This window comes from Mycobacterium paraseoulense (assembly GCF_010731655.1).
Taxonomy (GTDB): domain Bacteria; phylum Actinomycetota; class Actinomycetes; order Mycobacteriales; family Mycobacteriaceae; genus Mycobacterium; species Mycobacterium paraseoulense.
The window spans coordinates 3,629,397-3,656,115 of the sequence record NZ_AP022619.1 but is presented as its reverse complement, the minus strand read 5'-3'; the positions used below and the strand labels follow the sequence as shown (position 1 = coordinate 3,656,115).

The following is a 26,719-nucleotide window of genomic DNA, read 5'->3' as shown; positions in this document are numbered from 1 at the left end:
GGGGTGCTGTGCAGACGGCGCGGTGCTTCGTGGCGGCAATTGCGGCGGTCCTCTTGGTACTGGTGGGTTGCCCCGCCCGGGCGGCGGCCGCCGATGTCCGGATCCCGATGGGCGGCGGTGCCGGCATCGTGATCAACGGGGACACGATGTGCACCCTGACGACCATCGGCGGTGATGCCGCCGGTGAGCTGATCGGCTTCACCTCCGCGCACTGCGGTGGTCCGGGCGCGCAGGTGGCCGCCGAGGGCGCCGAGAACGCCGGTGTCCTGGGCACCATGGTGGCCGGCAACGACAACCTCGACTACGCCGTCATCAAATTCGATCCGGCCAAGGTGACCCCGACGGCCAACTACAACGGCTTCGCGATCAACGGCCTCGGCCCGGATCCGGCCTTCGGCGAGATCGCCTGCAAGCAGGGCCGGACCACCGGAAACTCGTGCGGCGTCACCTGGGGGCCGGGCCAGGACCCGGGCACCATCGTCATGCAGGTCTGCGGGCAGCCGGGTGACTCGGGGGCGCCGGTGACCGTCAACAACATGCTGGTCGGCATGATCCACGGGGCGTTCAGCGACAACCTGCCGACCTGCGTCATCAAGTACATCCCGCTGCACACGCCGGCCGTGGTGCAGTCGTTCAACGCGATCCTGGCCGACGTCAACGCCAAGCACCGGCCCGGTGCGGGGTTCACGCCGCTACCGGCCTGAGGCGGCTATTTCGAGGCTTGGATCGCGTCGAAGACGCCGGGGTCGAGCAGTGTCGACGTGTCGCCCAGTTCGCGGTTCTCGGCGATGTCGCGCAGCAGCCTGCGCATGATCTTGCCGCTGCGAGTCTTGGGCAGCTCCGGCACCACGTGGATCTCCCGCGGCTTGGCGATGGGTGAGATCTCCCGGGCCACCTCGGCGCGCAGCTCGTCGACGACCCCGTCGTGCACCTCGTACTCGGCGCACAAGACGACGAAGGCGCAGACGGCTTGGCCCGTGGTCGCGTCGGACTTGGCGACCACCGCGGCTTCGGCCACCCCGTGGTGGCCGACCAGCGCCGACTCCAGTTCGGCACTCGAGAGCCGATGCCCCGACACGTTCATCACGTCGTCGATGCGGCCCACCACCCAGATGGCGCCGTCGCGGTCGTAATAGGCGCTGTCACCGGCGAAATACCAGCCCTGCTCGGCGAACCTGGACCAGTAGGTCTCGACGTATCGCTCGGGATCACCCCAGATGCCGCGCAGCATGGACGGCCACGGTTGATCCAAAACCAGGTACCCGGTGACGTGTTCGCCGTGGTGGACGGTTGGCACCAGTTCGTCGCCGTGGTCGTCGACGATGCTCGCGGAGATGCCCGGCAGCGGCCGCATCGCCGAGCCGGGTTTGGCGGTGGCGACCCCGGGCAGCGGGGAGATCATCGCGGCACCCGTTTCGGTCTGCCACCAGGTGTCCACGATCGGAAGGCGCTCGGCGCCGATCACCGTGCGGTACCAGCGCCACGCCTCGGGGTTGATCGGCTCGCCCACCGTGCCCAGCAGTCGCAGGCTGGACAGGTCGTGCGCGTCGGGGATCTCGCGCCCCCACTTCATGAAGGTTCGGATGAGCGTGGGCGCGGTGTAATAGATTGTCACGCCGTACTTTTCGATGATCTCGAAGTGCCGGTGCTGGGTGGGCGAGTCGGGCGTGCCCTCGTAGAGGACCTCGGTGGCGCCGTTGGACAGCGGCCCGTAGACCCCGTAGGTGTGCCCGGTGACCCAGCCGATATCGGCGGTGCACCAGAAGACGTCGCGTTCGGGCTTGATGTCGAAGATGTAGTAGTGCGTGTAGGAGCACTGGGTCAGGTAGCCGCCGCTGGTGTGCACGATGCCCTTGGGCTTGCCGGTGGTGCCGGAGGTGTACAGCAGGAACAGCGGCTGCTCCGCGTCGAAGGGCTCCGGCGTGTGTTCGGGCGACGCGGCGTCGACGACGTCGTGCCACCACACGTCGCGGTCGTCGTTCCACGACACGTCGATCCCGGTGCGCCGCACCACCAGGATGCGTTCGACGGGGCTCTCGGGATCGTCGACCGCCTCGTCGGCGGCGTCCTTCAACGGTGCGGGCTTGCCGCGGCGGAACTGCCCGTCGCTGGTGATCACCAATTTGGCCTGGGCATCGGCGATGCGCGCCCGTAGCGCCTTGGCGGTGAAGCCGGCGAACACGACGCTGTGCATGATGCCCAGCCGGGCGCAGGCGAGCATCGATATCACCGCTTCCGGGATCAACGGCATATAGATCGCGACGCGGTCGCCGGCGACCAGCCCCAGTCCGGTCAGCGCGTTGGCCGCCTTGCACACCTCGGCCTGCAGCTCGGCGTAGGTCAGGCTGCGGCTGTCGCCCGGCTCGCCCTCCCAGTGGATGGCGACCCGGTCCCCGTGGCCTGCCTCCACGTGGCGGTCCACGCAGTTGTAGGCGACGTTGAGTTTGCCGTCGGCGAACCACTTCGCGAACGGCGCCTGCGACCAATCGAGCACCTCGGTGAAGGGCGTCGACCAGGAGAGCCGGTTCGCCTGCTTGGCCCAGAAGGCCAGCCGGTCCTCGTCGGCCTCGCGATACAACTCCTCGCCCGCGTTGGCCTGTTCGGCGAACCCAGGCGGCGGGGGGAACGACGACGGGCCTACGGCGTCGGTGGTGGTCACTGGCTTCCTCCTAATGTCGAGGCTCGTCAATCGTCAGAGAGCCTAGCCCTAGAAGGTGAAATGGACCGCTCGAAACCGAGGCCAAAGCGCGGACCGATGCCGGATAATCACCGGTGTGCCGGGCCGCGGGCGGCGCATCCGCCGACTAGTTCCCAGCTTCGCCGCGGCCGCAACGGGTTACGCGGCCATCGCCATGCCGGGGGTTCCGGCGTGGGCCATGCCCACCGACACCGCCGACGCGCCCGCCCCGTGCTGGTCGGACCAGATCGCCGTCACCGCCTCGCCGGCCCAGGCCGCCGTCGGGCACCGAGCGACCACCCTGGTGTTCAGCCTCGCCGGCGGCGCGGAGCCCTGCACGCTGACCGGCTATCCGGGGGTCGACTCCGGTGCCGGGGGCCCGCTCATTCATGCCGAGCCCACGCTGCGCGGCTACATGGGCGGCCTGCCGGGCGGCGCCGACGTGCCGCCCACCGTCATCCTGTCCCTGTCCACGCAGGGGCAGGCCGTCGTGGAGGGCATCGCCATCGACGCCGACGGGCACCCGTGCCCCACCTACACCGAGTTGCTGGTCAACCCGCCGGACACCACCGTGGTGCTGACCGTGCAGGCCACCATCGACGCCTGCGCGCTGCAGGTGCACCCCGTCACGCCGGTCTGAGCGTCACGAGTCGGCTTGCGCCAGGCAGTAGACCCGCGGCGGCGTGGGGTACGCGTTGGCCTTTGTCCACGGCGGACATTGCGTTTCGTCGGCGCTGCCGTCAATGCGCTTGTCGACCTTGAATCTTGCGAAGCGTGCTTCAGCGCAATCGACCGGTGTCCACGTCGTCGTCTCGCGCTGGTCGGTCCTCAGGTAGCAGAGCCCTTGTTTGAGGTTGGCGGCAAAACACAGTGTGTGGGATTCGTTGGTGAGGCGCGCGTAGACAGAGCCGCCGCGCTTGTTGTCGGGGCATGTCGCCGTCGGCCCGCCTTTGGCGGCGAGCTCATAGGTCGCCACAGGATCACCGCAGTCGGTCGGATGGTTGAGCGAACCCATACGGACCTCGAATTCGGTGAAGCACTGACCTATTTCGGGCATCGCGGCTCTGGTCGATGGGGTTGGCTGGGCGGTCGTGGGCGAGTCACGCTCGTCGCTCGACAAGGCGCGCGTCGCATGGAAGAAGATGTTCAGCCCGCCCAGCCCCAGCAGGACGGCGCCGACGGTGATCAGCGTGGTGGCCGACTTGCTCGTCGGCCGCCGCGGCGGCACGGCGGGCGGATAGCCCGGGACAGGCGGCGGAGCGGGGTACGGGCCCGGATAGCCCATCGGCGGTGGGGGCGGATACGGATGGCCGGCGTTGTACGGAGGCGGGACCGGTGGACGTCTGCGCGAGCGCTCCAGCAGGCCGGCGATCAGACAGATCAATCCGATTGCGGGAAGGCCGAACGCGAAGATCAGTTCCCCCGCCAGCAGACCCGGTCTGTCCGAAGCCAGATACGCGACAGTCACGACAGGATTCTAATTTCGCGGGCCCTCGCCGGGCACTTCACCCGATCGCCGTGGCAGGCCCTAGGGTCGGGTGTCATGCGTCGGAAGCGGGCCGCCTTGCCGGTCTTCGTCGCCGGGCTGCTGGCGGCCGCAACGCTGGGCGGCTGCGGCGGCGGGGCGCTGACCCCTGAGTCGGTCGTGGTGAACGGCGGCGAACCGCCCAACCCGCTGATTCCGACCGCCACGAACGACAGCCTCGGAGGGCGGATCCTGGACCGGCTGTTCGCCGGTTTGGTGTCCTATGACGCCGCGGGCAAACCGTCGCCGGAAGTGGCGCGGTCGGTCGAGACGACCGACAACATCAACTACCGCATCATCCTCAAGCCCGGCTGGAAATTCACCGACGGCTCACCGGTGACGGCGCATTCGTTCGTCGACGCGTGGAACTACGGGGCCCTGAGTACCAATGCCCAACTGCAACAGAGCTTTTTCAGCCCGATCGTCGGGTACGACGAGGTCGCCGGCCGCACCGGAGACGGGAAGCCGGCTCGGACCACCATGTCCGGGCTGCAAGTGGTCAATGATCTCGAGTTCGATGTGCGGCTCAAGGCACCGACCGTCGACTTCACGTTGCGGCTAGGACACAATGCGTTCTACCCGTTGCCGGACAAGGCTTTTCGGGACATGGCCGCGTTCGGCCGCCACCCCGTCGGCAACGGCCCGTACGAGTTGGCGGACGGTCCCGACGGGCCGGCCTGGGAACACAACGTCAAGATCGACTTGAAACCCAACCCCGCCTACCACGGCAATCGCAAACCCCACAACAAAGGTTTGAGGTTCGAGTTCTACGCCAGCCTGGACACCGCCTACGCCGACCTGCTGTCGGGCAACCTCGACGTGCTGGACACGATTCCGTCCAGTGCGCTGACGATCTACAAGCGTGACCTGGGCGGCAACGCCGCCAGCGGACCCGTCGCGGTCAGCCAATCGCTCGACACGCCGTTGCGGCTACCCCATTTCGGGGGCGAAGAAGGTCGGTTGCGCCGCTTGGCGCTGTCGGCGGCCATCAACCGGCCGCAGATCTGTCAGCAGATCTTCAACGGCACCCGCAGCCCGGCCCGCGATTTCACCGCCAGCTCGCTGCCCGGATTCGACCCGAACATCCCGGGCAACGACGCGTTGGACTTCGATCCCGCACGGGCACGCCAACTCTGGGCGCGAGCCAACGCGATCTCGCCGTGGAGCGGGCGGTACTGGATCGCATACAACGCCGACAGCGGCCATCAAGAGTGGGTCGACGCGGTGGCCAACAGCATCAAGAACGTGCTGGGCATCGATGCCGTCGGCGCGCCGCACCCCACGTTCGCGGGTTTCCGCACCCAGATCACCAACCACACCATCGATACCGCGTTCCGCGCGGGCTGGATCGGCGACTACCCGTCGATGATCGAGTTCCTGGCCCCGCTGTACGCCACCGGAGCGGGATCCAACGACGTCGGATACTCGAACCGCGAGTTCGACGCCGGCCTGGCGGCCGCCGAGGCCGCACCCGACCTGGCGCAGGCGGATGTGCTGGTCAATAAGGCCCAACGAATCCTGTTGCGCGACATGCCCGCCGTGCCGCTGTGGTACTACATCGCGGTGGTCGGATGGTCGTCGCAGGTGAGCGGCGTCAAGCTCACCTGGAACGGATTGCCCGACTACGAGAACATCGTCAAGGCTTGAACGATGGGCTCCTACATCGCGCGCCGGATCGCCGTCATGGTGCCCGTTTTCCTCGGCGCCACACTGCTGATCTACGGCATGGTGTTCCTGTTGCCGGGCGACCCGGTGGCCGCGATCGCCGGGGACCGGCCGCTGACGCCCGAGGTCGCCGCGCAGCTGCGGGCCCGCTACCACCTCGATGATCCGTTCATCGTGCAGTACCTGCGCTACCTCGGCGGCGTCCTGCGCGGCGACCTGGGCCGCTCCTACTCCGGTCTCCCGGTGAGCGCCGTTCTGGCACATGCCTTTCCGGTCACGCTGCGGCTGGCGCTGATCGCCCTGGCCGTCGAAGCGGTGCTGGGCATCGGGTTCGGGGTGATCGCCGGCCTGCGCACGGGTGGCCTGTTCGACGCGGGCGTGCTGATCACCGGGCTGATCATCATCGCCATCCCCATCTTCGTCCTGGGCTTTTTGGCCCAGTTCGTTTTCGGGGTGAAGCTGGGCATCGCGCCGGTGACGGTGGGGGAGCGGTCGACGTTCGGGCGCCTGCTGCTGCCCGGCGTCGTGCTGGGTTCGGTGTCGTTCGCTTACGTGGTGCGGTTGACCCGGTCCGCGGTCGCCGCCAACGCGCACGCCGACTACGTCCGCACCGCCACCGCCAAGGGGTTGTCCCGCCCGCGCGTGGTGGCGGTGCACATTCTGCGCAATTCGCTCATCCCCGTGGTGACGTTCCTGGGTGCCGACCTGGGCGCGCTGATGGGGGGAGCCATTGTGACGGAGGGCATTTTCAACATCCACGGCGTCGGCGGCGTGCTGTATCAGGCCGTCACCCGGCAGGAGGCGCCGACCGTGGTGTCGATCGTGACGGTGCTGGTGCTGATCTACCTCATCACCAACCTGGCGGTGGACCTGCTGTATGCCGCGCTGGACCCCAGGATCCGGTATGGCTGAGCGCAGCGGCTTCTGGCTCGACACCTGGCGCGCGTTGCGCGGGCGCCCGAAGTTCGTCGTCGCCGGCCTGCTCATCCTGTTCATCGCGTTCGTCGCGATGTTTCCCGCGGTGTTCACCGGGGCCGATCCCGCCTACGCCGATCCCAGCCAGAGCCTGCTCCCGCCGTCGCGCGCCCATTGGTTCGGCACCGACCTGCAGGGCCACGACGTCTACACCCGCACGGTCTACGGCGCGCGGGCCTCGGTCACCGTCGGCGTGGGGGCGGCCCTGGTGGTGTTCGTCGTCGGCGGCGCGCTCGGCGCGCTGGCGGGGTTCTACGGCGGCTGGATCGACGCGCTGGTCTCGCGCGTCAGCGACGTGTTCTTCGGCTTGCCCCTGCTGCTGGCCGCGATCGTGCTCATGCAGGTCATGCGCCATCGCACGGTGTGGACCGTGATCGCCATCCTCGCCCTGTTCGGCTGGCCCCAGGTCGCCCGCATCGCGCGGGGATCGGTGCTCGCGGTGCGCGCCAGCGACTTCGTGCTGGCCGCGAAGGCATTGGGGCTGAGCCGCTTTCAAATCCTGCTGCGCCACGCGCTGCCCAACGCCCTGGGCCCGGTCGTCGCGATGGCCACCATCGCGCTGGGCGTCTTCATCGTCACCGAGGCCACGCTGTCCTACCTCGGCGTCGGGCTGCCGCCGACGGTGGTGTCCTGGGGCGGCGACATCAACCTCGCCCAGACGCGGCTGCGGGCGGGCTCGCCCATCCTGTTCTATCCCGCCGGCGCACTGGCGATCACGGTGCTGGCCTTCATGATGATGGGCGACGCGTTGCGCGACGCCCTGGATCCGGCTTCACGAGCGTGGCGGCCATGAACGCCGGACCGCTGCTGGCCGTCGAGGGTCTCAGAGTCGACTTCGGCCGTCAGGGCGCCGTCCGTGGCGTGGACCTCGCCGTGCTGCCCGGCCAGACCGTCGCGGTGGTGGGTGAGTCCGGCTCGGGGAAATCCACCACGGCGGCCGCCGTCCTCGGGCTGCTTCCCCCCGGCGGGCGGATCACCGCCGGGCGCATCGTCTTCGACGGAACCGACATCGCAGGGGCCGACCGCCGGACCCTGCGCTCGATCCGGGGCCGCGAGATCGGCTACATACCGCAGGACCCGATGACGAACCTCAACCCCGTCTGGAAGGTCGGCTTCCAGGTCTCCGAAGCGTTGCGCGCCAACACTTCCGACCGCAGGACGCGACGAACCGCGGTCGAGCTGCTCGCCCAGGCCGGGTTGCCGGACCCGGCCAGGCAAGCGGGTCGCTATCCGCATCAGCTCTCCGGCGGGATGTGTCAGCGGGCGCTGATCGCGATCGGGTTGGCGGGCCGGCCGCGGCTGCTGATCGCCGACGAGCCGACCTCCGCGCTGGACGTCACCGTGCAGCGCCAGGTGCTCGACCACTTGCAGGGGCTCACCACCGAACTCGGCACCGCGCTGCTGCTGATCACCCACGACCTGGCGCTGGCCGCCGAACGCGCCGAGTCCGTGGTCGTGATGCGCGCCGGCGTCGTGGTGGAATCCGGTGCGGCGGAGTCGATCCTGCGCGACCCGCAACACGATTACACCCGTCGCCTGGTGGCCGCGGCGCCGTCGCTGGCGGTCAAAAGTCAGGGCCGGCCGCACCCGGTGGATCACCCGGAGCCCGACGACGTCCTCGTCGCCTCGGACCTGACCAAGGTGTACCGCGAGTCCCGCGGGGTCCCCGGGTGGCGGGCGCAGCGGCGAGCGGAATTCCGTGCCGTCGACGGGGTTTCGTTTCGGCTGCGGCGGGCGCGCACCCTGGCCGTCGTGGGGGAGTCGGGTTCGGGCAAATCGACGCTGGCGCGAATGGTGCTGGGCCTGCTGCCCCCCACTTCCGGCACCGTCACCTTCGACGGCACCCGCGTCGACGCCGCGCTGAACCGCGATCAGCAACTGGCATTCCGGCGCAGGGTGCAGCCCGTCTTCCAGAATCCCTACAGCAGCCTGGATCCGATGTACACCGTGTTCCGCGCCATCGAGGAGCCGCTGCGCGTCCACCGCGTCGGTGACCGCGGGCAGCGCGAGCGCGCGGTGCGCGAGCTCGTCGACCAGGTCGCGCTGCCGGCGTCCGTCCTGGGGCGGCTGCCCCGTGAGCTTTCCGGCGGCCAACGACAGCGCGTCGCGATCGCCCGGGCGCTGGCGTTGCGGCCCGAGGTGCTGGTCTGCGACGAGGCGGTCTCCGCGCTCGATGTCCTGGTGCAGGCCCAGATACTTCAGTTGCTGGCCGGCCTGCAGGCCGAGCTCGGACTCGCCTACCTGTTCATCAGCCACGACCTGGCGGTGATCCGGCAGATCGCCGACGACGTGTTGGTGATGCGCGCCGGCAGCGTGGTGGAGCGGGCACCTACCGAGGAGCTGTTCAGCCGGCCCCGGCACGACTACACCCGCCAGCTGCTGGCGGCCATCCCCGGCGCGCTCGCGCCACCGCGATAGGTTGGCAACCCGTGACGGCTGATCCACTGGCTCCCCTGCTGGAGTTGCCGGGCGTCGCCGAGGCCAGCGACCGGGCCCGCGACGCGCTGGGCCGCGCCCACCGCCACCGGGCGAACCTGCGGGGCTGGCCGGTGACCGCGGCCGAAGCGGCGTTGCGGGCGGCCCGCGCCTCGTCGGTGCTGGACGGCGGCCCCGTGCGGCTCGAAGACCTCGCGGACGCGGCGGTGGTCAACGACCCGGTGTTCGGCGGCGCGTTGCGGGTGGCTCAGGCGCTCGAGGGCGGCGAGGGTCCACTGGTCGGCATCTGGCGTCGCGCGCCGTTGCAGGCGCTGGCCAGGCTGCACATGTTGGCGGCGGCCGACCAGGTCGACGAGGACAGGCTGGGCCGGCCGCGCGCCGACGCCGGGGTGGGGCCGCGGCTGGAGTTGCTGGCGGAGTTGGTGAGCGGCGGCACCCAGGCGCCGGCGCCGGTGGTCGCCGCCGTCGCCCACGGCGAGCTGCTGACGCTGCGGCCGTTCGGCAGCGCGGACGGCGTGGTCGCCCGCGCGGTGTCGCGCCTGGTGACCATCGCCAGCGGGCTGGACCCACACGGATTGGGTGTGCCCGAGGTGAGTTGGATGCGACAGCCGGCCGACTACCGGACCGCCGCCGAGGGCTTCGCCGACGGCACCCCGGAAGGAGTGGGGACCTGGCTGGTGCTGTGCTGCCGAGCGATGCGGGCCGGCGCGCAGGAGGCGTTGACGATCGCCGAGTCGCTGTCGAGTCGATAGCTGGTGATGACGAAAAACGCCCCTGGACAATGCAAGACAATGCAAAGCGGGCGACGTCCCGAAGAATTCGGTTCGCCGCCCGCTAGCACGGAACTCGGTTACCATGCGTGCATTTCGGGGCTGCGTGGGTTGGCCTCGGCGATCTTGCGATGCTTCCGGTAGCAACCCCACCCAAAGGGCCGTCGACACCGTCCACATTCCGCAATTACGCAGGCCCGCAACACTTCTGCCATTATCGCGGCTATGACTCCGCGTGGGTGCCGAGCACCGTGCTGGGCGCCCGGATCGGGAGATCGAACCTTCTCTTCCGGATCGACCTAGGCCTCACCGGGCTTCCGTGGTTCCTTTGTACTACTAGACCCTTAGCGCAGCAAGGCCCAATTTTGCAAAAATTGCGAAGCGGCGCCGGAACACGTTTGCTACGGGCCGGCGGCCGGCGGGCTAGAACGCGAAGCGGCGCAACAGCGAATAGGTGACCGCGCCGGCGGCCAGCGCACTGACGCCCACCGCGGCGGTCGTCGCGATCGCCGCACCCGACGGCGCGGGGATACGGTCGCGCAGCGACACCGGCCGAGAGAAGGACAGCACCGGCCAACCGCGCTCGAGGGCTTCCCGGCGCAGTCCGCGGTCGGGGTTCACCACGCTGGGATGGCCGACGGATTCGAGCATCGGCAAATCGGTGATCGAGTCGGAGTACGCGTAGCAGTGCTCCAGCGGGTAGCCCTCGCGCGCGGCCAGCTCGCGGATCGCCTGCACCTTGCCCTCGCCGTAGCAGTAGAACGCGATCTCGCCGGTGTACCGGCCGTTCTCGACGACCATGCGGGTCGCCATCGCATGCGTGGCGCCGAGCGCCCGGGCGATGGGCGCCACGATTTCCTCGCCCGAGGCGGAGACCACGACCACGTCGCGGCCGCACAACTTGTGGGCGGCGATCAGGTCCGCGGCTTCGGCGAACACCAGCGGGGTCACGATCTCGTGCAACGTCTCGTTGACGATCGACTTGACCTGTTCCACGTCCCAGCCGGCGACCATGTTCGTCATGTGGATGCGCATCCGGTCCATCTGGTCATGATCGGCGCCGGAGAGCAGATAGATGAACTGGGCGTAGCTCGACTTGAGCACGGCGCGGCGGTTCAGCAGTCCCTGGTTGAAGAACGGTTTGCTGAACGCCAGCGTGCTGGACTTGGCGATGATCGTCTTGTCCAGGTCGAAGAAGGCGGCGGTGCGGGCCCGGGGAGTCGGGTGCTGCGCGTCGGCCGGGTCGAAGACGGTCACGGGCCCAGCATAGGTCGGTCGTCCGCCGGCGCTGGGACCTTGGACCCGAAACGGCCGCTCAGCAAAGTGGGACCTGCGGTATCGGCAGTGTTCTTGCGGCTCAACGTGTTCTTTCATAGAAAGAGCTATTGCGTTACCGCGGCTGGGCATGTGTATAGTAAGCATTACTCGGCCTGAGCCGAGGGTGTATCAGCCCGACCCCCCGGGGCTGATGCACGACGACCCTCGCCTCCTCCCCCCCTGGCGGGGGTCGTCCCTTATCTGGGGTCAGTTCCGGTCATCCGGACCGCGCAGCGGGGCCGTCCGAGTAGTTGCGGACGTTCCGTCTCGTGCGCGCCGGCCGATGCGTCGGCCGAGTCTTTGTGCACACTCGCGTCTCTATCCACAAACCCCGCGTTTGGGACTGGCGTCCAATATCGCCAGGCCGCACAGTGGTCGCGTGAGTGGCACCCCTCAAGCCGAAGTGGCGACGTCCGCGGGCGTCTTGGCGGTGTTGGCGGACCCGGAACTTCGCCGCGAATTGGATCGCGTGGCCGCGGCCGTCGGCGTCCGGGTCGTCCATGCCGGCGGCGCGTTGAGCCGCAAGACGTGGTCGGCGGCCGCGGCCGTGGTGCTGGACGAGGCGGGGGCCGAGCGCTGCGGGCGGGCGGCGCTGCCGCGCCGCGCTCACCTGACCGTGCTGACGGCGGCCGACCCGGAGACCGCGACGTGGGCGGCGGCCGTGGCGGTCGGTGCCGGGCGGGTGCTGCGGCTGCCCGAGCAGGAGGGCGAGCTGGTGTGCGCGCTCGCCGAGGCCGCCGAATCGTCACGCGACGACGGGTCACGCGGCGCCGTCGTCGCCGTCATCGGCGGGTGCGGCGGCGCGGGCGCGTCGTCGTTGACGGCCGCCTTGGCGCAGGCCGCCGCCGACGCGCTGGTGCTGGATCTCGACCCGTGGGGCGGCGGGATCGACCTGCTGCTGGGCGCGGAGAGCACAACGGGCCTGCGGTGGCCGGATCTGGCGCTGCAGGGCGGCCGGCTCAACTGGTCGGCCGTGCGTGCGGCGCTGCCCCGACACCGGGGTGCCAGCGTGCTGTCGGGCACCCGGCGCGGGTACGAGTTGGCGCCGGGGCCGGTGCACGCCCTCGTCGATGCCGGTCGCCGCGGGGCGGTGACGGTGGTCTGCGACCTTCCGCGCCGTCTGACCGACGCGGCCCAGGCCGCCCTCGACGCCGCCGACCTGGTGGTCGTGGTCAGCCGATGCGATGTCCGCGCATGCGCGGCGACGGGTGCGCTGGCTCCGGTGCTGGCCGCCGTCAACCCCAACGTGGGATTGGTGGTGCGCGGTCCGTCGCCGGGCGGGTTGCGGGCGTCCGAGATCGGCGACCTCACCGGGTTGCCGTTGCTGGCGTCCATGCGGGCGGAGCCGCGCGTCGCCGAACAGCTCGAGCGCGGCGGGCTGCGGGTCGGCCGGCGATCCGCGCTCGCGGCGGCGGCCCGTCAGGTGCTCTCGGTCTTGCCGCGCGCGGCGTCGGGTGCCGCACGAAACGGTAGGGCCGCCGCGTGAGCGGTTCGCTGATCGATCGGGTGCGCGAGCGACTGGCCGCGGAATCCGCCCCGCTCGGGTCGCCGTTGGGGCCGAACGTCGTCGCCGCCGCGATCCGGGCCGAGTCCGGGGGGATGCTCGGCGACACCGAGGTGCTGGCCAACCTGCGGGTGCTGCAGACCGAACTGACCGGTGCCGGGATCCTCGAGCCGCTGTTGTGCGCCGACGGCACCACCGACGTCTTGGTCACCGCGCCGGACGCGGTGTGGGTCGACGACGGAAATGGTTTGCGGCGCACGCAGGTCCGGTTCGCCGACGAGGCGGCGGTGCGGCGGCTGGCGCAGCGGCTCGCGCTGGCCGCCGGTCGGCGCCTGGACGACGCGCAGCCGTGGGTGGACGGCCAGCTGACCGGCATCGGGGCGGGTTTTGCGGTCCGCTTGCACGCCGTCCTGCCGCCCGTGGCGGCCGGTGGCACCTGCGTGTCGCTGCGGGTGCTGCGGCCGGCCAGTCAGGACCTGGCGGCCCTGACCGCCTCGGGCGCCCTGGCGCCTGAGGCCGCCGCCCTGGTCGCCGACATCATCGCCGCGCGGCTGGCCTTCCTGGTGTGCGGCGGGACGGGAGCCGGCAAGACGACCCTGCTCGCGGCGATGCTCGGGGCCGTCGCCCCGACCGAGCGCATCGTCTGCGTCGAGGACGCCGCCGAGTTGGCGCCCCGCCATCCGCACGTGGTGAAGCTGGTCGCGCGGTGCGCCAACGTGGAAGGGGTCGGCGAAGTCGCCGTGCGCCAACTCGTGCGGCAAGCCCTGCGGATGCGGCCCGACCGCATCGTGGTCGGCGAGGTGCGTGGCGCCGAGGTGGTGGATCTGCTGGCGGCGCTGAACACCGGCCACGACGGGGGAGCGGGCACGGTGCACGCGAACAACCCCGCCGAAGTTCCCGCCCGGCTGGAGGCGCTCGGCGCGCTGGGCGGCCTCGATCGCGCGGCGCTGCACAGTCAGCTCGCCGCGGCCGTGCAGGTGCTGCTGCACGTCGCACGGGATCGCGACGGGCGGCGCCGGCTCGCCGAGATCGCCGTGCTGCACCCTGCCGCGGGGCGGGTGCGGGCCGTCACGGCGTGGCACGCCGACGGCGGCCTGGTCGACGACGCCGAGCTCCTGCACCGCTTGCTGCACAGCCGGATGCCGGCGTGAGCGGCCCCGTCGCGGGTGCACTGCTGTTGGCGGCCGCGCTCGTCGTCCTTCCCGCGACACCGCGGCGCCGCCTCGCGCCCGCCCCGCCCAACCGTCGCCGCCCGTTCGCCGGGCCGCGGGGGGCGGGCTGCCTTGCCGCCGCAGCCGTGGCCGCTGCCGCGATGGTGCTGCCGCTGACCACCGTGCTGGCCGGGGCCGTCGTGGGCACGACCGCGAGCCTGCGCCACCGCCGCCGCCACCGCACCCGGCGGGCCGCGCGCGAGGGGCGGGCGCTGGAAGGCGCACTCGACGTGCTCGTCGGCGAATTGCGGGTCGGCTCGCATCCGGTGCGCGCGTTCGGCGTGGCCGCCGGCGAGACCGGCGGTGCGGTTGCCGAGTCGTTGCGGGCCGTCGCGGCCCGCGCCAGATTGGGGGCCGACGTCGCGGCCGGACTGCGCGCCGCGGCCCAGTCGTCGACCCTGCCCGCGCAGTGGGACCGCCTCGCGTCGTGCTGGCAACTGGCCAGCGACCACGGCCTGGCGATAGCGACCCTGATGCGCGCCGCGCAGCGCGATGTCGCGCAGCGGCAACGGTTCTCGGCGCGGGTGAGGTCGAACATGGCCGGTGCGCGGGCAACCGCGGCGATCTTGGCGGCCCTGCCGGCGCTCGGCGTACTGCTGGGTCAACTGATCGGCGCCCGGCCGCTGGCCTTCCTGCTCGACGGCCGCGCCGGCGGATGGCTGCTGGTCGCCGGTTCGACCCTGGCGTGCGGGGGTCTGTTGTGGGCCGACCGCATCACCGATCGGCTCGTGCCATGAGCGCGGCGGCGGTGTTGCTGGCGGTGGCCGCGTGGATCGCACCCGGCCCATCGTTGGTGCGGGCGCGCGCTCGGATACCGGTCCGCGAGCAGCGAACCCGCCATGGCCTCGGGCCGGCTCCGGCCGACGACCCGCTGGCGGTCGCGTCGTCTCTCGACGTGCTGGCCGTGTGCCTGGGCGCGGGCATGGCGGTGGCCACCGCCGCGGCCGCCGCCGCAACGTCCGCGCCGGCCACACTGGCCCACGTGCTGCGGCGAGCGGCCGACCTGCTGGCGCTGGGCGCCGATCCCGTTGTCGCGTGGTCGGTTACGCCGGACGCCCGGCCCGACCCGCACGTCGAAGCGTTGTTGCGGCTGGCCCGGCGGTCGGCCGCCTCGGGTGCCGCGCTGGCCGAGGGCGTCGCCGGGTTGGCCGACCAGTCCCGGCACGACGTGGCGCACGCGGCCACGGCCGCCGCCGAGCGCGCCGGGGTGTTGATCGCCGGACCGCTCGGGTTGTGCTTCCTGCCGGCGTTCGTGTGCCTGGGCATCGTTCCGGTGGTGGCCGGGCTCGCCGGTGACGTCTTGGGGTTATGGTGAGGAGAAAGGAAAGCATTGGTGCACAACATATTTCGTGTCCTGGTGGCCCGTGTGACGGTTCTGGTGTCGGACGAGGCGGGCATGTCCACGGTCGAGTACGCCATCGGAACCATCGCGGCCGCCGCCTTCGGCGCGATCCTGTACACCGTCGTGACGGGCGACTCCATCGTGTCGGCACTGACCAACATCATCGGCCGCGCGCTCAACACCAAGGTCTAGCCGGCGGTGCGGGTGCCAGCACCGTGGAGGCGGCGCTGGGGGTCGCCACGCTGGTCGTCGTGCTGGTGCTCTGCCTGGCCGGCGTCACCGCGGTGTCGATGCAGGTGCGCTGCGTGGACGCCGCCCGCGAGGCCGCCCGGCTGGCCGCCCGCGGCGACGAAAGCTCGGCCCTCGGCGCGGCTCGCCGCATCGCCCCGGGTGGGGCGCGCGTCGAGGTGCACCGTGACGGAGATTTTCTGGTGGCCACCGTTGTCGCGCATTCGAAGTTGTTGCCGGCGCTCGACATCGCGGCCAAAGCGATCTCGGTGGCGGAGCCACCGGGGTGATCGCGGTTCGGCCACCCTGGTGACGGCCTGGATGGCGGCGGTGCTGCTCTGCGTCACCGGGGCCGCGGCCTACGTCGGCGCCGTCGTGGTGGCGCGGCACCGCGCGCAGGCGGCCGCCGACCTGGCCGCCTTGGCCGCCGCGGCCCGCCTGCCTGCCGGGCCCGAAGCCGCCTGCGCCGAAGCGGCGGTGGTGGCCCGCGCAATGCGGACCGACGCCAGGTGTGCGGTGGACGGTCTCGACGTCGTCGTCACGGTCCGGGTGGCAGTCTTCGGCGAGGCGGCGAGCGCCGCCGCGCGGGCCGGGCCGGCCAGCGGCTGAAGCGGGCCCGTGCGTGCCCGACGTAATAGTCTGTCGGCGTGGTGCCGCAGTGGCGGATCGGCCCGATGGTGTTGCCGGTGCATGGTGTCTTCGTGGCGCTGGGCGTCCTGGCGGCGGCCGTGGTGTTCATCGCCGAGGCGCGCCGGCGCGGAGCGGTCAACGAACAGTCGCTGGTGGCGGTGACCGGGGCCTTGGTCGGCGGCGCGCTGGGCATGCGCCTGTCCGGCTGGGCCGAGCACCTCGACCTTCGGCTGAACCCGACGCTGCTGCAGGCATGGGAATTCGGGTCGCGCAGCATCCTCGGCGGACTGTGCGGTGCCTACGTCGGCGTGCTGATCGCCAAACGGATCGGCGGCTACACCGGCAAGACCGGTGACTTGTTCGCGCCGGCGGTCGCCCTGGGCATGGCGATCGGCCGCATCGGCTGCCACCTCACCGAAGCGCCGGGGCGCCCGACCACCCTGCCGTGGGGCATCCACGCCCCGGCCGGCACGCCCAAATGTCCGGGCTGTGTCACCGGCGCGGCCATGCACCCGTCGTTCCTGTACGAAATCGCCTTCCAGCTGGCCGCATTCGCGGCGCTGCTGTGGTTGCGCCACCGGATGAGCCGGCCCGGCGAGCTGTTCGTCCTCTACATCGCGGGCTATGCGGTCTTCAGATTCTTCGTCGAGTTCGTGCGGGCCAACGAGACCGTCTGGCTGGGCCTGACCCGGCCGCAGTGGTTTCTCCTGCCCTCCCTGCTGCTCATCGCCGTCCGGCTGCGGGTGGGATATCGGCGGGGCTACTACGACGCCTTCTTGCGCCGAGAGGTGGTTGCCGCATGACGAACCCACCGCCGGGTCCCCCTCCGCCGGACGGCTGGCGCCCCCCGGACTGGCCCCCGCCCGGCTACCCCTATGACATGAACCAGCCGTACCCCGGCTGGCAACCGCCGCCGCGCAAGCCGAGCGGCGGGGAAATCTTCGGCGCCGCGATCGCCGGGATGGTCCTGTACGTCGGAATCAACACGGTCCTAGGCCCGCTGGTGTTGTTCGGACTCGCCAATGCCGTCGCGCCGAAGATCGCGTTCGCGACCGGGGCCGTCCTGCTCGCGATGATCGCCTTCGGCGGCGGGGGAGGGTTGTTGTTCGCGAAGAGGAGCGCGTGGGCGAGGGGGATCGGGATGGGACTGATGATCGGCTGGGCGCTCACCTCCATCCTCACCGTCGGCATCTGTACCGGGCTGAACCCGATGCTCTATCACCTGACCCGATGAGCGGCATGGACCTGCGGGGCGACCGAATCCACCGCTACGTCAACGCCTTTTGTCCGCACTGTCATGCCGAGGAGCCCGACCGCCCATTGAGCGCCGTGGCGCGGCTCAGCGGCTGGCTGGCCGTGCGCGACGACGGGCAGGTCTGGCTCGAACGTGGCTGTCGGACACACGGGCTCGTTCGGACGCTGTACGACGAAGACCCGGCGATCCTTTCCTATCTCGAGGAGTGGACCGCGCCCACCAAGGCCCATGTCCCCGACGCGCCCGACAACTTCGACCCCATACCGTCGGCCTATCTGCGCGGCCTGCCGCCGATGCAGACCCAGCACACCTGCATCCTGCTCGAAGACATCGCCGCGGCCTGCAACCTGCGCTGCCCGACGTGTTTCGCCGACTCCTCGCCCGACCTGCGCGATGTCGTCGCCGTCGGCGACGTGCTGGCCAACGTCGACCAGCGGCTCGCGCGCGAGAACGGCCGCCTCGACGTGGTGATGCTCAGCGGCGGAGAACCCAGCCTGCACCCGCAGCTTCCCGAGCTGCTCGCCGAGCTCAGCTCGCGGCCGATAACACGAATTCTGTTGAATACCAATGGTATACGGATAGCCCACGATGACGGGCTGCTCGACCTGCTCACCGAGCATCGCGAACGGGTCGAGGTGTATCTGCAGTACGACGGGCTCTCGACGGCCGCGCACCGCTACCACCGTGGCGGTGACCTGTCCCGCGTCAAACAGGCGGCGCTGCGGCTACTTTCCGAACGCGAAATCTTCACCACGCTCGTGATGACCGCCGCGCTCGGGGTCAACGACGGCGAGATCGGCGACGTCGTCAAGCTGGCGCTGGACACACCCTACGTCGGTGGGGTGAGCATCCAGCCGCAATTCGCTTCCGGCCGTTCGGGTCTCATCGATCCGCAAAGCCGGCTGACCCACACCGGCGTGCTCAAGCGGTTGGGACCGCAGACCGGCGGCCTGGTCACCTGGCGGGACCTGACCGCACTGCCGTGCTCGCACCCGCACTGCTGTTCGGTCGGGTACCTGCTCAACGACGACAGCGGGAACTGGCGCTCACTGGTCGCGCTGATCGGCCACGACAACCTCAAAGGCAAGCTGGGTCTGATCGCCAACCGGATCGCCGACTCCGACCTTCCCCGCGAATTGCGGCTGGCCGTGCGGGAATCCCTGATGGGCTTGCTGTCGGAGCAGTCTTCGCTGTCGCATCCTCAGATGTCGGACGTGTGGCGCATGATCTGCGAGAACTGCGACCTGGGCATCGCGACGTTGCTGACGGTGGCGTCCGCCGCGCTGCCCGGGCGCCGGCGAAAGCTGAGGCAGCTGCTGGGTGAGCGCGTCGTTCGCATCACGGTCAAACCGTTCATGGACCTCTCGACGATGATCGAAGAGCGGTTGGTGCAGTGCTGCGTGCACGTCGGCACCCGCTCGGCGCAGGACCAGTGCGCGCCGTTCTGCGCGGTGCAGGCGTGGCCGCAACTCGGCGGCCAGCGGCTGTCGGTCGCCGCCGAACGCTTGCTGCCGGTCGTCGGTTAGGCCCTCGCGTCGGGGACGCCCGTCAGTCCCGCGGCGGCGAGTTCCTCGTCGGAGGGCAACCGCAGCGAGACCAGCCCGGCGTAGGCGTCCGGTTCGAGTTCGACCCTGTTGACGGTCACGTGCACCGGCACCCATTCGGTGTCGCGGCCCGGCATGCGCAGCACTCGGCTGGTCGCGCCGTGGGCGAATTCCTCGGTCATCGAGGACACCAGGTGCTGGTCGTCGGGGTGCACCTTCGGCTTGCCCGTCTCGCTGCCCCGCCAGTCGTAGAAGGTGCAGGGCTCGTCCAGCCATTTCAGCAGGGCCCAGTTCTTGAGGTCGATCAGCGCGCGGTGGACGCCGGCCTGGGCCAGTCCGCTCAGGATCCGTTGCGCCAGATCGTCTGTCGAGACCTGCGGGCCCTTGAGTTCGGCGCGCCAGTTGATCGCCCGGGCGACCAGGTGGTCCCGGCCGTCGGGGCCGGTCTCCAGGCCGGTGCGCGCGACAAAACCGATCCGCATCGGATTGCCCTGCCAATCGGTGAGATCCCATGTGCTGCATAGCGTTTGGTCGGGCTCGGCCTTGACGGCCATGGCAAGCACCTTGGTCTCGTTGGGATTGAGCTCGCGAGAGGGGAGGTCTTCCGCGAAGGCCCTGCCGAAGGTCACCTCGACTTCGGGATTCTTTCCGCTGTTCATCAGCGACTCCCGGGTGTCGGTGGCGACACCCAGCGTCAGATCCCACTTCAGCGGCCCGGGGGTGGGCCGCTCGGGAGGTTCGGCGTCGGCGGGGCCCGTCCACACGTGCACGCCGTGGATATGGCCGTCGGACATGACCACCGGTTCGGTGCGAATGACGCGGTCGCGCTTGGGGGTGATGCTGGTCAGGCTCTGCCCCGTCTGTACCGATTCGGCGATCGCCGTCCGGACCGCGGAGAGATAGGGGCTGCGGCGCATGAACGTGGTGATGGGGACGAGGTTTTTCAGTTGGCGCCCCTGCGCCACCACGGTGGGTTCGCCGCCCAGCGTCTCCACGAGCAGCCAGTCGTGGCCCATGCGGCCGATTTTACGGCGAGGGGCCAAGGCCTCGGGCTTGGCATCGGCGTCAGGGGGCACAGCACCGTGGTCGGCGGTCGAGGGGCCGGTCGTCATCCGCCGGATCGCTGCTCGTGCGGCAGTTCCGCGAGCACCAATCGCAGCACGCGCACCGCACCCGCCTTGTCGAGCGGGTCGTTGCCGTTGCCGCATTTGGGGGATTGCACGCAGGACGGACATCCCCGGGGGCACTCACACGCCTCGATGGCGGCGGCCGTCGCACCCAGCCAGGTGCTCACCTGGCGGAAGCCGCGTTCGGCGAACCCGGCGCCGCCGGGATAGCCGTCGTAGACGAAGACACTGGGCAGGCCGGCCGGGTCCGGTCCCACCGCCGTGGACAGGCCGCCGATGTCACCGCGGTCGCAGCTGGCCACCAACGGCAGCAGGCCGATCGCCGCGTGCTCGGCGGCATGCAGCGACCCGGGGATCCGCGGCTCGTCAATACCGTTGCGCAGCAACGCCTCTTCGGTGATGGTGTACATCACCGCGGTGGTCGCCAACGTCTGCTCGGGCATGTCCAGCTCGATGAAGTCGATCACCTCCCCGGAAAGCCGGCGGCGCAGATACCCCACCACCCGGTGCGTGACGGTGACCGGCACCAGCCCCAGGGTGACCGGCCCGAACCGCGCGCGTTCCCCGGTGCCGGTGACGGCGATGTCGGTGATCTCCCGCGCGAACGTGGCGTAACCGGGGTCCTCGGCGTGCACGAAGGCGATGGCGTCCTCGAGGTCCAGCGAGTCGACGACGTAACTCTCGCCCTGATGCAGGTAGACGGCGCCCGGGTGGACCGACGCCGGGGCCTGACCGACGCCGGTGCTGCCCAGCAACCGCCCGGTGTCTGCCTCCACGATCACGATCTGGCCGCCCGCCGACCCCCGGATGTCCACCGCCCCATGCGGTTCCAGGCCGGCCGCGGGAAAATACTTGCCGTTGCGGCGCCGCAGCAGTCCGTCGTCGATGAGGCCCTCGGCCACCGCCGTGGCGCCGAAGTCACGCACCTCGGCCTCATCGAGCGGCATTTCGGTTGCCGCACACAGAAGTTGGGGTCCCAAGATGTAGGGATTGGCGGGATCGATCACCACCCGTTCGACCGGCTTGCCCAGCAGCGCGGCCGGGTTGTGGACCAGGTAGGTGTCCAGCGGATCGTCGCGGGCGATCAGCACCACCAGCGCGCCCTGCCCGCGCCGGCCCGACCGGCCGGCCTGCTGCCAGAACGACGCGACCGTCCCGGGGAACCCGGCGAGCACCACCGCGTCCAGCCCCGCGATGTCGACACCCAACTCCAGGGCGTTCGTGGTGGCCAGCCCGCGCAGCCGGCCTTCCGCCAGGGCGCGCTCCAGCGCGGTGCGGTCCTCGGCGAGATATCCGGCCCGATACGACGCCACCTTGCCGCAGAGCTGCGGGGCGATGTCGGCCAGCCGCGCCTGGGCGCCCAGGGCGGTCAGCTCCGCGGCGCGGCGCGAGCGGACGAACGTCAGCGTCTGCGCCCCCTCGGCGACCAGGTCGGCCATCACCCGCGCCGCCTCCGCGCCGGCCGAGCGGCGCACCGGCGCACCGTTCTCGCCCAGCAGGTCGGCCCGCAGCGCCGGCTCCCACAGCGCCACCGTCCGCGCGCCCTGCGGCGACCCGTCCTCGGTGACCTCCTCGACCGGAAGCCCGATCAGCTCGGCGGCCGTCGCGCCCGGAGCATCCGTCGTCGCGCTGGCGAAGATCACCGTCGGCGCCGACGAGTACCGGGCACACAGCCGCAGCAGCCGGCGCAGCACCATCGCCACATTGGAGCCGAAAACTCCACGGTAGTAATGGCATTCGTCGACGATCACGAAGCGAAGACCCCGCAGCAGCACCGCCCAGCGGGCATGGTTGCGCAAGATCGACAGATGGATCATGTCGGGATTGGAGAACAGCCAGCGGGACCGTTCGCGCGCGAAGCGGCGGACCTCTGGGGGGCTGTCGCCGTCGTAGGCGGTGGGGGCGACGTCATGCAGCCGCGGGATCGCGGCCGTCAGCGCGTGCGCGGCGCGCAACTGATCGTGGCCCAGCGCCTTCGTCGGCGACAGGTAGAGCACCCGGGCGCGTGGATCGGTGGCCAGCGCGTTGAGGACGGGAAGCTGATACGCCAGCGACTTGCCCGACGCCGTCCCGGTGCTCACCACCACATGACGGCCGGCGTGCGCCAATTCCGCGGCCGCCGACTGGTGCGACCAGGGGGACCCGACGCCGCGGTCGGTGAACGCGCGCACCACGTCGGGCTCGGCCCACGCCGGCCAGCTGTGCGGGCGGCCGCTTCGCGGCGGCAGCTCGGCGACGTGGCGCAGCGGGTGCTCGTCGGCGGCGGTGCCGGCGAGCGCGGCGGCGAGCAGCTCGCTGCCGAAACTCGCCATTCGCACCCTCCTGGGACCCGGCTGAGACTCCGTCCAAGGCGCAAGTCTGTCGCCGAAGCGATGAACATGGTTGACTATTTGCGGTCGCAGCTTCTGTGTTCGTGTCAAACTTTCGCAGGATCGACGTTGCGGCCGCGGTTCCTGCGAGGTTAATCGGTCGGGTGAAGTTCCGGCGACTGAGCGAGGTATGGCGGTCGTACCAGGCCCGGGGCATCGAAAGGCGATGCCCCGCACCCAGAAGAAAAGGAAAGATCGAGAGATGCCACAGGGAACTGTGAAGTGGTTCAACGCGGAGAAGGGCTTCGGGTTCATTGCCCCCGAAGACGGCTCCGCAGACGTGTTTGTCCACTACACGGAGATCCAGGGTTCGGGCTTCCGCACCCTCGAAGAAAACCAGAAGGTCGAGTTCGAAATCGGCCACAGCCCTAAGGGCCCCCAGGCCACCGGAGTCCGCTCCGTCTAAGACGAGCCGATTCTCCACGGACCCCCCGTGCAGTCCCGCCCCGCGGGCCCGCCGGGGGGTTTTCGTTCGGGCCGGCCCGCGAAACCAGCGCCGCGCCGGTTACCTCAAGACGCGGATGGTGGACCTGGCCTACTGTCGGTGGCGTGAGCCAGCTTTCCTTCTTCACAGCGGAGTCGGTGCCGCCCGCGGTCGCCGATCTCTCCGGGGTGCTGGCGGCTTCCGGTCAGATCGTCATGGTCGGCGGTCCGGAGTCCCAGGGCGCGCGGCTCTCGGTGGTGGTGGATCAGGCTTGGCGCGCGGGCGCGCTGGCCGAGATGATCCGCGAGGCGGGGCTGGTGCCCGAGATTTCCCGCACCGACGAGGACACCCCGCTGGTGCGGACGGCGGTCACCGCATCGTTGGTGAGCTTGGCCGCCGCCTGGACGCGCGGGGCGGTCAAGACGGTGCCGCCGCGGTGGCTGCCCGGGCCGCGCGAATTGCGGGCGTGGACGCTGGCGGCCGGTCACCCCGAGGGCGACCATTACCTGCTTGGGCTCGATCCCCACGCGCCCGACACCCATTCCCCGCTGGCGTCGGCTTTGATGCGGGTCGGAATTGCCCCCACGTTGATCGGCACCCGCGGCGGCCGTCCTGCGCTGCGGATCAGCGGCCGCCGGCGGCTATCGCGCCTGGTAGAGAACGTGGGCGAAGCCCCCGAGGGCGTTGACGTCGCATCGGTGTGGCCGCGGGTATAACCGCGTAAAACGATTTGCGTATCGCGCGGCCGGTTTGCGCAGGCGCGCCCAATGGTGCGAAATTGTCAGGTGCCCGAGGGCGAAGGAACGCCGGCGTATCTGAATTTCCACGGAATTTTTGACGCCGGCCTGTCATTCTTCTGCGGGGTGGCCTCGCAGGGGGCCGGGAATCAAGGATGGAGCGTAAGCGTAGTTGGCCGACCCAAATCTCAAGGACCGCGAAAGCGGCCGGGCTGGGAGCCGTAGGCGACTCGTCATCGTCGAGTCGCCCACCAAGGCGCGCAAATTGGCCGGCTACCTGGGCTCCAACTACATCGTCGAATCCTCGCGCGGCCACATCCGCGACCTGCCCCGCGCCGCGGCCGACGTGCCGGCCAAATACAAGTCGGAGCCGTGGGCGCGGCTCGGGGTCAACGTCGACCACGACTTCGAACCGCTGTACATCATCAGCCCGGAGAAGAAGAGCACCGTCAGCGAACTCAAGGGCCTGCTGAAGGGCGTCGACGAGCTCTACCTGGCCACGGATGGTGACCGCGAGGGCGAAGCCATCGCCTGGCACCTGCTGGAAACCCTGAAGCCGAACATCCCGGTCAAGCGGATGGTGTTCCACGAGATCACCGAGCCGGCCATCCTCGAGGCCGCCGAGAATCCCCGTGACCTGGACATCGACCTGGTCGACGCGCAGGAAACCCGGCGCATCCTGGACCGGCTGTACGGCTACGAGGTCAGCCCGGTGCTGTGGAAGAAGGTCGCGCCGAAGCTGTCGGCGGGCCGGGTGCAGTCGGTGGCCACCCGCATCATCGTGCAACGGGAACGCGACCGCATGGCGTTCCGCAGCGCCTCCTACTGGGACATCCTGGCTCGTCTGGACGCCAGCGTGTCCGACCCGCAGGCCGCCCCGCCCACCTTCACCGCCCGGCTGAGCTCCGTCGACGGGCTGCGCGTGGCCACCGGCCGTGACTTCGACTCGCTGGGCCAGCTGCGCAGGGCCGACGAGGTGACCGTGCTGGACGAGGCCAGGGCGACCGAGCTGGCCACCGGGCTGCGCGGCGCCCAGCTCTCGGTCGCCTCGGTGGAGGAGAAGCCGTACACCCGCCGGCCCTACGCGCCGTTCATGACGTCGACGCTGCAGCAGGAGGCCGGCCGCAAGCTGCGGTTCTCGTCGGAGCGCACCATGAGCATCGCCCAGCGGCTCTACGAGAACGGCTACATCACATATATGCGTACCGACTCGACCACGCTGTCGCAGTCGGCCATCAACGCCGCGCGCACCCAGGCGCGCCAGCTCTACGGCGAGGAGTACGTCTCGCCTTCGCCCCGCCAGTACACCCGCAAGGTGAAGAACGCCCAGGAGGCGCACGAAGCCATCCGGCCCGCCGGCGAGACGTTCGCCACCCCGGACGCGGTGCGCCGCGAGCTCGACGGCGACGAATTCCGGCTCTACGAGCTGATCTGGCAGCGCACCGTGGCCTCGCAGATGGCCGACGCGCGCGGCACGACGCTGAGCCTGCGGATCGCCGGTAGGTCGGGGGAGCGGGACGTGGTGTTCTCCGCGAGCGGTCGCACGATCACGTTCGCCGGCTTCTTGAAGGCCTACGTGGAGACCGTCGACGAATTGGCCGGCGGCGAGGCCGACGACGCCGAGAGCCGGCTGCCGCAGCTGACACAGGGGCAGCGGCTGGACGCCATCGACCTCACCCCCGACGGCCACGCCACCAACCCGCCGGCGCGCTACACCGAGGCGTCGCTGGTGAAGGCGCTCGAGGAGCTGGGCATCGGCCGTCCGTCGACGTACTCGTCGATCATCAAGACCATCCAGGACCGCGGCTACGTGCACAAGAAGGGCAGCGCCCTGGTGCCGTCCTGGGTCGCGTTTGCCGTAACCGGTTTGCTGGAGCAGCATTTCGGCCGGCTCGTCGATTACGGCTTCACCGCCGCGATGGAGGACGAGCTGGACGCGATCGCCTCGGGTCAGGAGCGGCGGACCGACTGGCTCAACCGCTTCTACTTCGGCGGCGACCACGGGGTGGCCGATTCGGTTGCGCGCTCCGGCGGCCTCAAGAAGCTCGTCGGCGTCAACCTCGAAGGTATCGATGCCCGAGAAGTCAACTCCATCAAGCTTTTTGACGACGAGCAGGGTAGGCCGGTGTACGTCCGGGTGGGCAAGAACGGGCCGTACCTGGAACGCATGGTCACGGGCGACGACGGCGAACCGACGCCGCAGCGCGCCAACCTCAGCGACTCGCTGACGCCCGACGAGCTGACGCTGGAGGTGGCCGAGCAGCTGTTCGCCACGCCGCAGGAGGGGCGCTCGTTGGGTGTCGACCCGCAGACGGGTCACGAGATCGTCGCCAAGGACGGCCGATACGGCCCGTACGTGACCGAGATCCTGCCCGCGCCGCCCGAGGAGGGCCCGGGTGATGCCGAGGGCGGCGCCCCGGCCAAGAAGGGCAAGAAGCCCACCGGTCCCAAGCCGCGCACCGGCTCGCTGCTGCGCAGCATGGACCTGCAGACCGTCACCCTCGAGGACGCCCTGAAGCTCCTGTCGCTGCCCCGGGTGGTCGGCGTGGACCCGCAGACTGGCGAGGAGATCACCGCGCAGAACGGCCGCTACGGCCCATACCTGAAGCGCGGCACCGACTCTCGCTCGCTGGCCACCGAAGACCAGATCTTCGAGATCACGCTCGACGAGGCGCTGAAGATCTACGCCGAGCCCAAGCGGCGCGGCCGGCAGGCCGCCGCCGCGCCGCCGTTGCGTGAGCTGGGCGCCGATCCCGCGACAGGTAAGCCGATGGTGATCAAGGACGGCCGGTTCGGCCCCTACGTCACCGATGGCGAGACGAACGCGAGCCTGCGCAAGGGCGACGACGTGCTGTCGATCACCGACGAGCGAGCCGCCGAACTGTTGGCCGACCGGCGGGCGCGCGGTCCGGTGAAGCGTCCGGCGAAGAAGGCGGCGCGCAAGAAGGCCCCGGCCAAACGGGCCGCCAAGCGCACCTAGGCC

At 70.4% G+C, this 26,719-nt stretch carries 24 protein-coding genes and 1 pseudogene; 20 read left to right on the top strand and 5 right to left on the bottom strand.

Features of this window, described 5'->3' with window-relative positions; genetic code table 11:
• Positions 1–8 precede the first annotated feature (8 nt).
• A complete protein-coding gene (locus G6N51_RS17045) occupies positions 9–704 on the top strand; it encodes a chymotrypsin family serine protease (RefSeq protein WP_083173459.1) in 696 nt (231 codons plus the stop codon).
• A gap of 5 nt (positions 705–709) precedes the next feature.
• On the opposite strand, the gene acs is transcribed toward G6N51_RS17045, so the two are convergent.
• Positions 710–2,659 (bottom strand): acetate--CoA ligase, encoded by a 1,950-nt coding sequence (gene acs, locus G6N51_RS17040; RefSeq protein ID WP_083173458.1) that lies wholly within the window; start codon positions 2,657–2,659, stop codon positions 710–712.
• A gap of 115 nt (positions 2,660–2,774) precedes the next feature.
• Between acs and G6N51_RS17035 the strand changes: the two genes are divergently transcribed.
• Positions 2,775–3,317: a DUF4232 domain-containing protein gene (locus G6N51_RS17035; protein WP_174814322.1), complete on the top strand. Its 543-nt coding sequence runs from the start codon at positions 2,775–2,777 to the stop codon at positions 3,315–3,317.
• 3 nt (positions 3,318–3,320) lie between these two features.
• Here the strand turns inward: G6N51_RS17035 and G6N51_RS17030 are convergent, their stop codons facing one another.
• Positions 3,321–4,145, bottom strand: a complete 825-nt coding sequence (locus G6N51_RS17030) for an LppU/SCO3897 family protein (RefSeq protein ID WP_083173457.1) — start codon at positions 4,143–4,145, stop codon at positions 3,321–3,323.
• A gap of 75 nt (positions 4,146–4,220) precedes the next feature.
• Between G6N51_RS17030 and G6N51_RS17025 the strand changes: the two genes are divergently transcribed.
• The 5 genes from G6N51_RS17025 to G6N51_RS17005 are packed head-to-tail and all read left to right on the top strand — an operon-like array spanning position 4,221 to position 10,030.
• Positions 4,221–5,849, top strand: a complete 1,629-nt coding sequence (locus tag G6N51_RS17025) for a peptide ABC transporter substrate-binding protein (protein WP_163750737.1) — start codon at positions 4,221–4,223, stop codon at positions 5,847–5,849.
• 3 nt (positions 5,850–5,852) lie between these two features.
• The gene (locus G6N51_RS17020; RefSeq protein ID WP_083173455.1) at positions 5,853–6,779 is read left to right on the top strand and encodes an ABC transporter permease; all 927 of its coding nucleotides are present in this window, start codon (positions 5,853–5,855) and stop codon (positions 6,777–6,779) included.
• Positions 6,772–7,635, top strand: coding sequence for an ABC transporter permease (locus G6N51_RS17015; protein ID WP_083173454.1), 864 nt, complete (start codon positions 6,772–6,774; stop codon positions 7,633–7,635). The genes G6N51_RS17020 and G6N51_RS17015 overlap by 8 nt, the downstream gene beginning before the upstream one ends.
• Complete coding sequence (locus tag G6N51_RS17010) at positions 7,632–9,260, top strand: dipeptide ABC transporter ATP-binding protein (RefSeq protein WP_083173516.1); 1,629 nt, start codon at positions 7,632–7,634, stop codon at positions 9,258–9,260. Before G6N51_RS17015 ends, G6N51_RS17010 begins: the two co-directional genes overlap by 4 nt.
• An 11-nt stretch (positions 9,261–9,271) precedes the next feature.
• The gene (locus G6N51_RS17005; protein ID WP_083173453.1) at positions 9,272–10,030 is read left to right on the top strand and encodes an oxidoreductase; all 759 of its coding nucleotides are present in this window, start codon (positions 9,272–9,274) and stop codon (positions 10,028–10,030) included.
• Between the two features lie 441 nt (positions 10,031–10,471).
• On the opposite strand, the gene G6N51_RS17000 is transcribed toward G6N51_RS17005, so the two are convergent.
• Positions 10,472–11,305: an HAD-IB family hydrolase gene (locus G6N51_RS17000; RefSeq protein ID WP_083173452.1), complete on the bottom strand. Its 834-nt coding sequence runs from the start codon at positions 11,303–11,305 to the stop codon at positions 10,472–10,474.
• 490 nt (positions 11,306–11,795) lie between these two features.
• Here G6N51_RS17000 and ssd point away from each other — a divergent pair, with 490 nt between their 5' ends.
• From ssd to G6N51_RS16950, 10 genes and pseudogenes are all read left to right on the top strand, one after another.
• Positions 11,796–12,851, top strand: a complete 1,056-nt coding sequence (gene ssd, locus G6N51_RS16995) for a septum site-determining protein Ssd (RefSeq protein WP_142275092.1) — start codon at positions 11,796–11,798, stop codon at positions 12,849–12,851.
• Positions 12,848–14,020, top strand: a complete 1,173-nt coding sequence (locus tag G6N51_RS16990; RefSeq protein ID WP_083173450.1) for a TadA family conjugal transfer-associated ATPase — start codon at positions 12,848–12,850, stop codon at positions 14,018–14,020. The genes ssd and G6N51_RS16990 overlap by 4 nt, the downstream gene beginning before the upstream one ends.
• Positions 14,017–14,817, top strand: a complete 801-nt coding sequence (locus G6N51_RS16985) for a type II secretion system F family protein (RefSeq protein WP_083173449.1) — start codon at positions 14,017–14,019, stop codon at positions 14,815–14,817. The genes G6N51_RS16990 and G6N51_RS16985 overlap by 4 nt, the downstream gene beginning before the upstream one ends.
• Positions 14,814–15,395, top strand: a complete 582-nt coding sequence (locus tag G6N51_RS16980; RefSeq protein WP_174814321.1) for a type II secretion system F family protein — start codon at positions 14,814–14,816, stop codon at positions 15,393–15,395. Before G6N51_RS16985 ends, G6N51_RS16980 begins: the two co-directional genes overlap by 4 nt.
• A gap of 15 nt (positions 15,396–15,410) precedes the next feature.
• Complete coding sequence (locus G6N51_RS16975; RefSeq protein WP_276055473.1) at positions 15,411–15,614, top strand: DUF4244 domain-containing protein; 204 nt, start codon at positions 15,411–15,413, stop codon at positions 15,612–15,614.
• Between the two features lie 23 nt (positions 15,615–15,637).
• Positions 15,638–15,963 (top strand): annotated as a pseudogene (locus G6N51_RS16970) (TadE family type IV pilus minor pilin).
• The gene (locus G6N51_RS16965) at positions 15,960–16,259 is read left to right on the top strand and encodes an Rv3654c family TadE-like protein (RefSeq protein ID WP_306460843.1); all 300 of its coding nucleotides are present in this window, start codon (positions 15,960–15,962) and stop codon (positions 16,257–16,259) included. The pseudogene G6N51_RS16970 and the gene G6N51_RS16965 overlap by 4 nt, the downstream one beginning before the upstream one ends.
• Before the next feature lie 38 nt (positions 16,260–16,297).
• Positions 16,298–17,083 carry a prolipoprotein diacylglyceryl transferase gene (locus tag G6N51_RS16960; RefSeq protein ID WP_083173447.1) on the top strand — a complete coding sequence of 262 codons (786 nt, stop codon included), beginning with the start codon at positions 16,298–16,300 and terminating at the stop codon, positions 17,081–17,083.
• A complete protein-coding gene (locus G6N51_RS16955) occupies positions 17,080–17,514 on the top strand; it encodes a hypothetical protein (RefSeq protein ID WP_163750734.1) in 435 nt (144 codons plus the stop codon). Before G6N51_RS16960 ends, G6N51_RS16955 begins: the two co-directional genes overlap by 4 nt.
• Before the next feature lie 5 nt (positions 17,515–17,519).
• Complete coding sequence (locus tag G6N51_RS16950; RefSeq protein WP_083175974.1) at positions 17,520–19,061, top strand: radical SAM protein; 1,542 nt, start codon at positions 17,520–17,522, stop codon at positions 19,059–19,061.
• On the opposite strand, the gene G6N51_RS16945 is transcribed toward G6N51_RS16950, so the two are convergent.
• Positions 19,058–20,095: a PAS domain-containing protein gene (locus tag G6N51_RS16945; protein ID WP_083175962.1), complete on the bottom strand. Its 1,038-nt coding sequence runs from the start codon at positions 20,093–20,095 to the stop codon at positions 19,058–19,060. The two genes, G6N51_RS16950 and G6N51_RS16945, sit on opposite strands and share 4 nt — an antisense overlap.
• A gap of 92 nt (positions 20,096–20,187) precedes the next feature.
• Positions 20,188–22,518 carry a DEAD/DEAH box helicase gene (locus tag G6N51_RS16940; protein WP_083175960.1) on the bottom strand — a complete coding sequence of 777 codons (2,331 nt, stop codon included), beginning with the start codon at positions 22,516–22,518 and terminating at the stop codon, positions 20,188–20,190.
• 259 nt (positions 22,519–22,777) lie between these two features.
• Between G6N51_RS16940 and cspA the strand changes: the two genes are divergently transcribed.
• The 3 genes from cspA to topA all read left to right on the top strand — a co-directional run bounded on the left by cspA (position 22,778) and on the right by topA (position 26,716).
• Positions 22,778–22,981, top strand: coding sequence for a cold shock protein CspA (gene cspA, locus G6N51_RS16935; RefSeq protein ID WP_007166602.1), 204 nt, complete (start codon positions 22,778–22,780; stop codon positions 22,979–22,981).
• Between the two features lie 143 nt (positions 22,982–23,124).
• Positions 23,125–23,715, top strand: a complete 591-nt coding sequence (locus G6N51_RS16930) for a hypothetical protein (RefSeq protein WP_083175958.1) — start codon at positions 23,125–23,127, stop codon at positions 23,713–23,715.
• 193 nt (positions 23,716–23,908) lie between these two features.
• Entirely contained in the window at positions 23,909–26,716 is a 2,808-nt protein-coding gene (gene topA, locus G6N51_RS16925) for a type I DNA topoisomerase (RefSeq protein ID WP_083175956.1), read from the top strand.
• The last annotated feature ends 3 nt before the right edge of the window (positions 26,717–26,719 follow it).

Bases quoted from the DNA above. Each gene is read 5' to 3' on its own strand.
- G6N51_RS17025 (WP_163750737.1), top strand. From the start codon at position 4,221: ATGCGTCGGAAGCGGGCCGCCTTGCCGGTCTTCGTCGCCGGGCTGCTG.
- G6N51_RS17020 (WP_083173455.1), top strand. From the start codon at position 5,853: ATGGGCTCCTACATCGCGCGCCGGATCGCCGTCATGGTGCCCGTTTTC.
- G6N51_RS17015 (WP_083173454.1), top strand. From the start codon at position 6,772: ATGGCTGAGCGCAGCGGCTTCTGGCTCGACACCTGGCGCGCGTTGCGC.
- G6N51_RS17010 (WP_083173516.1), top strand. From the start codon at position 7,632: ATGAACGCCGGACCGCTGCTGGCCGTCGAGGGTCTCAGAGTCGACTTC.
- G6N51_RS16980 (WP_174814321.1), top strand. From the start codon at position 14,814: ATGAGCGCGGCGGCGGTGTTGCTGGCGGTGGCCGCGTGGATCGCACCC.
- G6N51_RS16955 (WP_163750734.1), top strand. From the start codon at position 17,080: ATGACGAACCCACCGCCGGGTCCCCCTCCGCCGGACGGCTGGCGCCCC.
- G6N51_RS16950 (WP_083175974.1), top strand. From the start codon at position 17,520: ATGGACCTGCGGGGCGACCGAATCCACCGCTACGTCAACGCCTTTTGT.
- G6N51_RS16945 (WP_083175962.1), bottom strand. From the start codon at position 20,095: ATGGGCCACGACTGGCTGCTCGTGGAGACGCTGGGCGGCGAACCCACC.
- G6N51_RS16940 (WP_083175960.1), bottom strand. From the start codon at position 22,518: ATGGCGAGTTTCGGCAGCGAGCTGCTCGCCGCCGCGCTCGCCGGCACC.
- cspA (WP_007166602.1), top strand. From the start codon at position 22,778: ATGCCACAGGGAACTGTGAAGTGGTTCAACGCGGAGAAGGGCTTCGGG.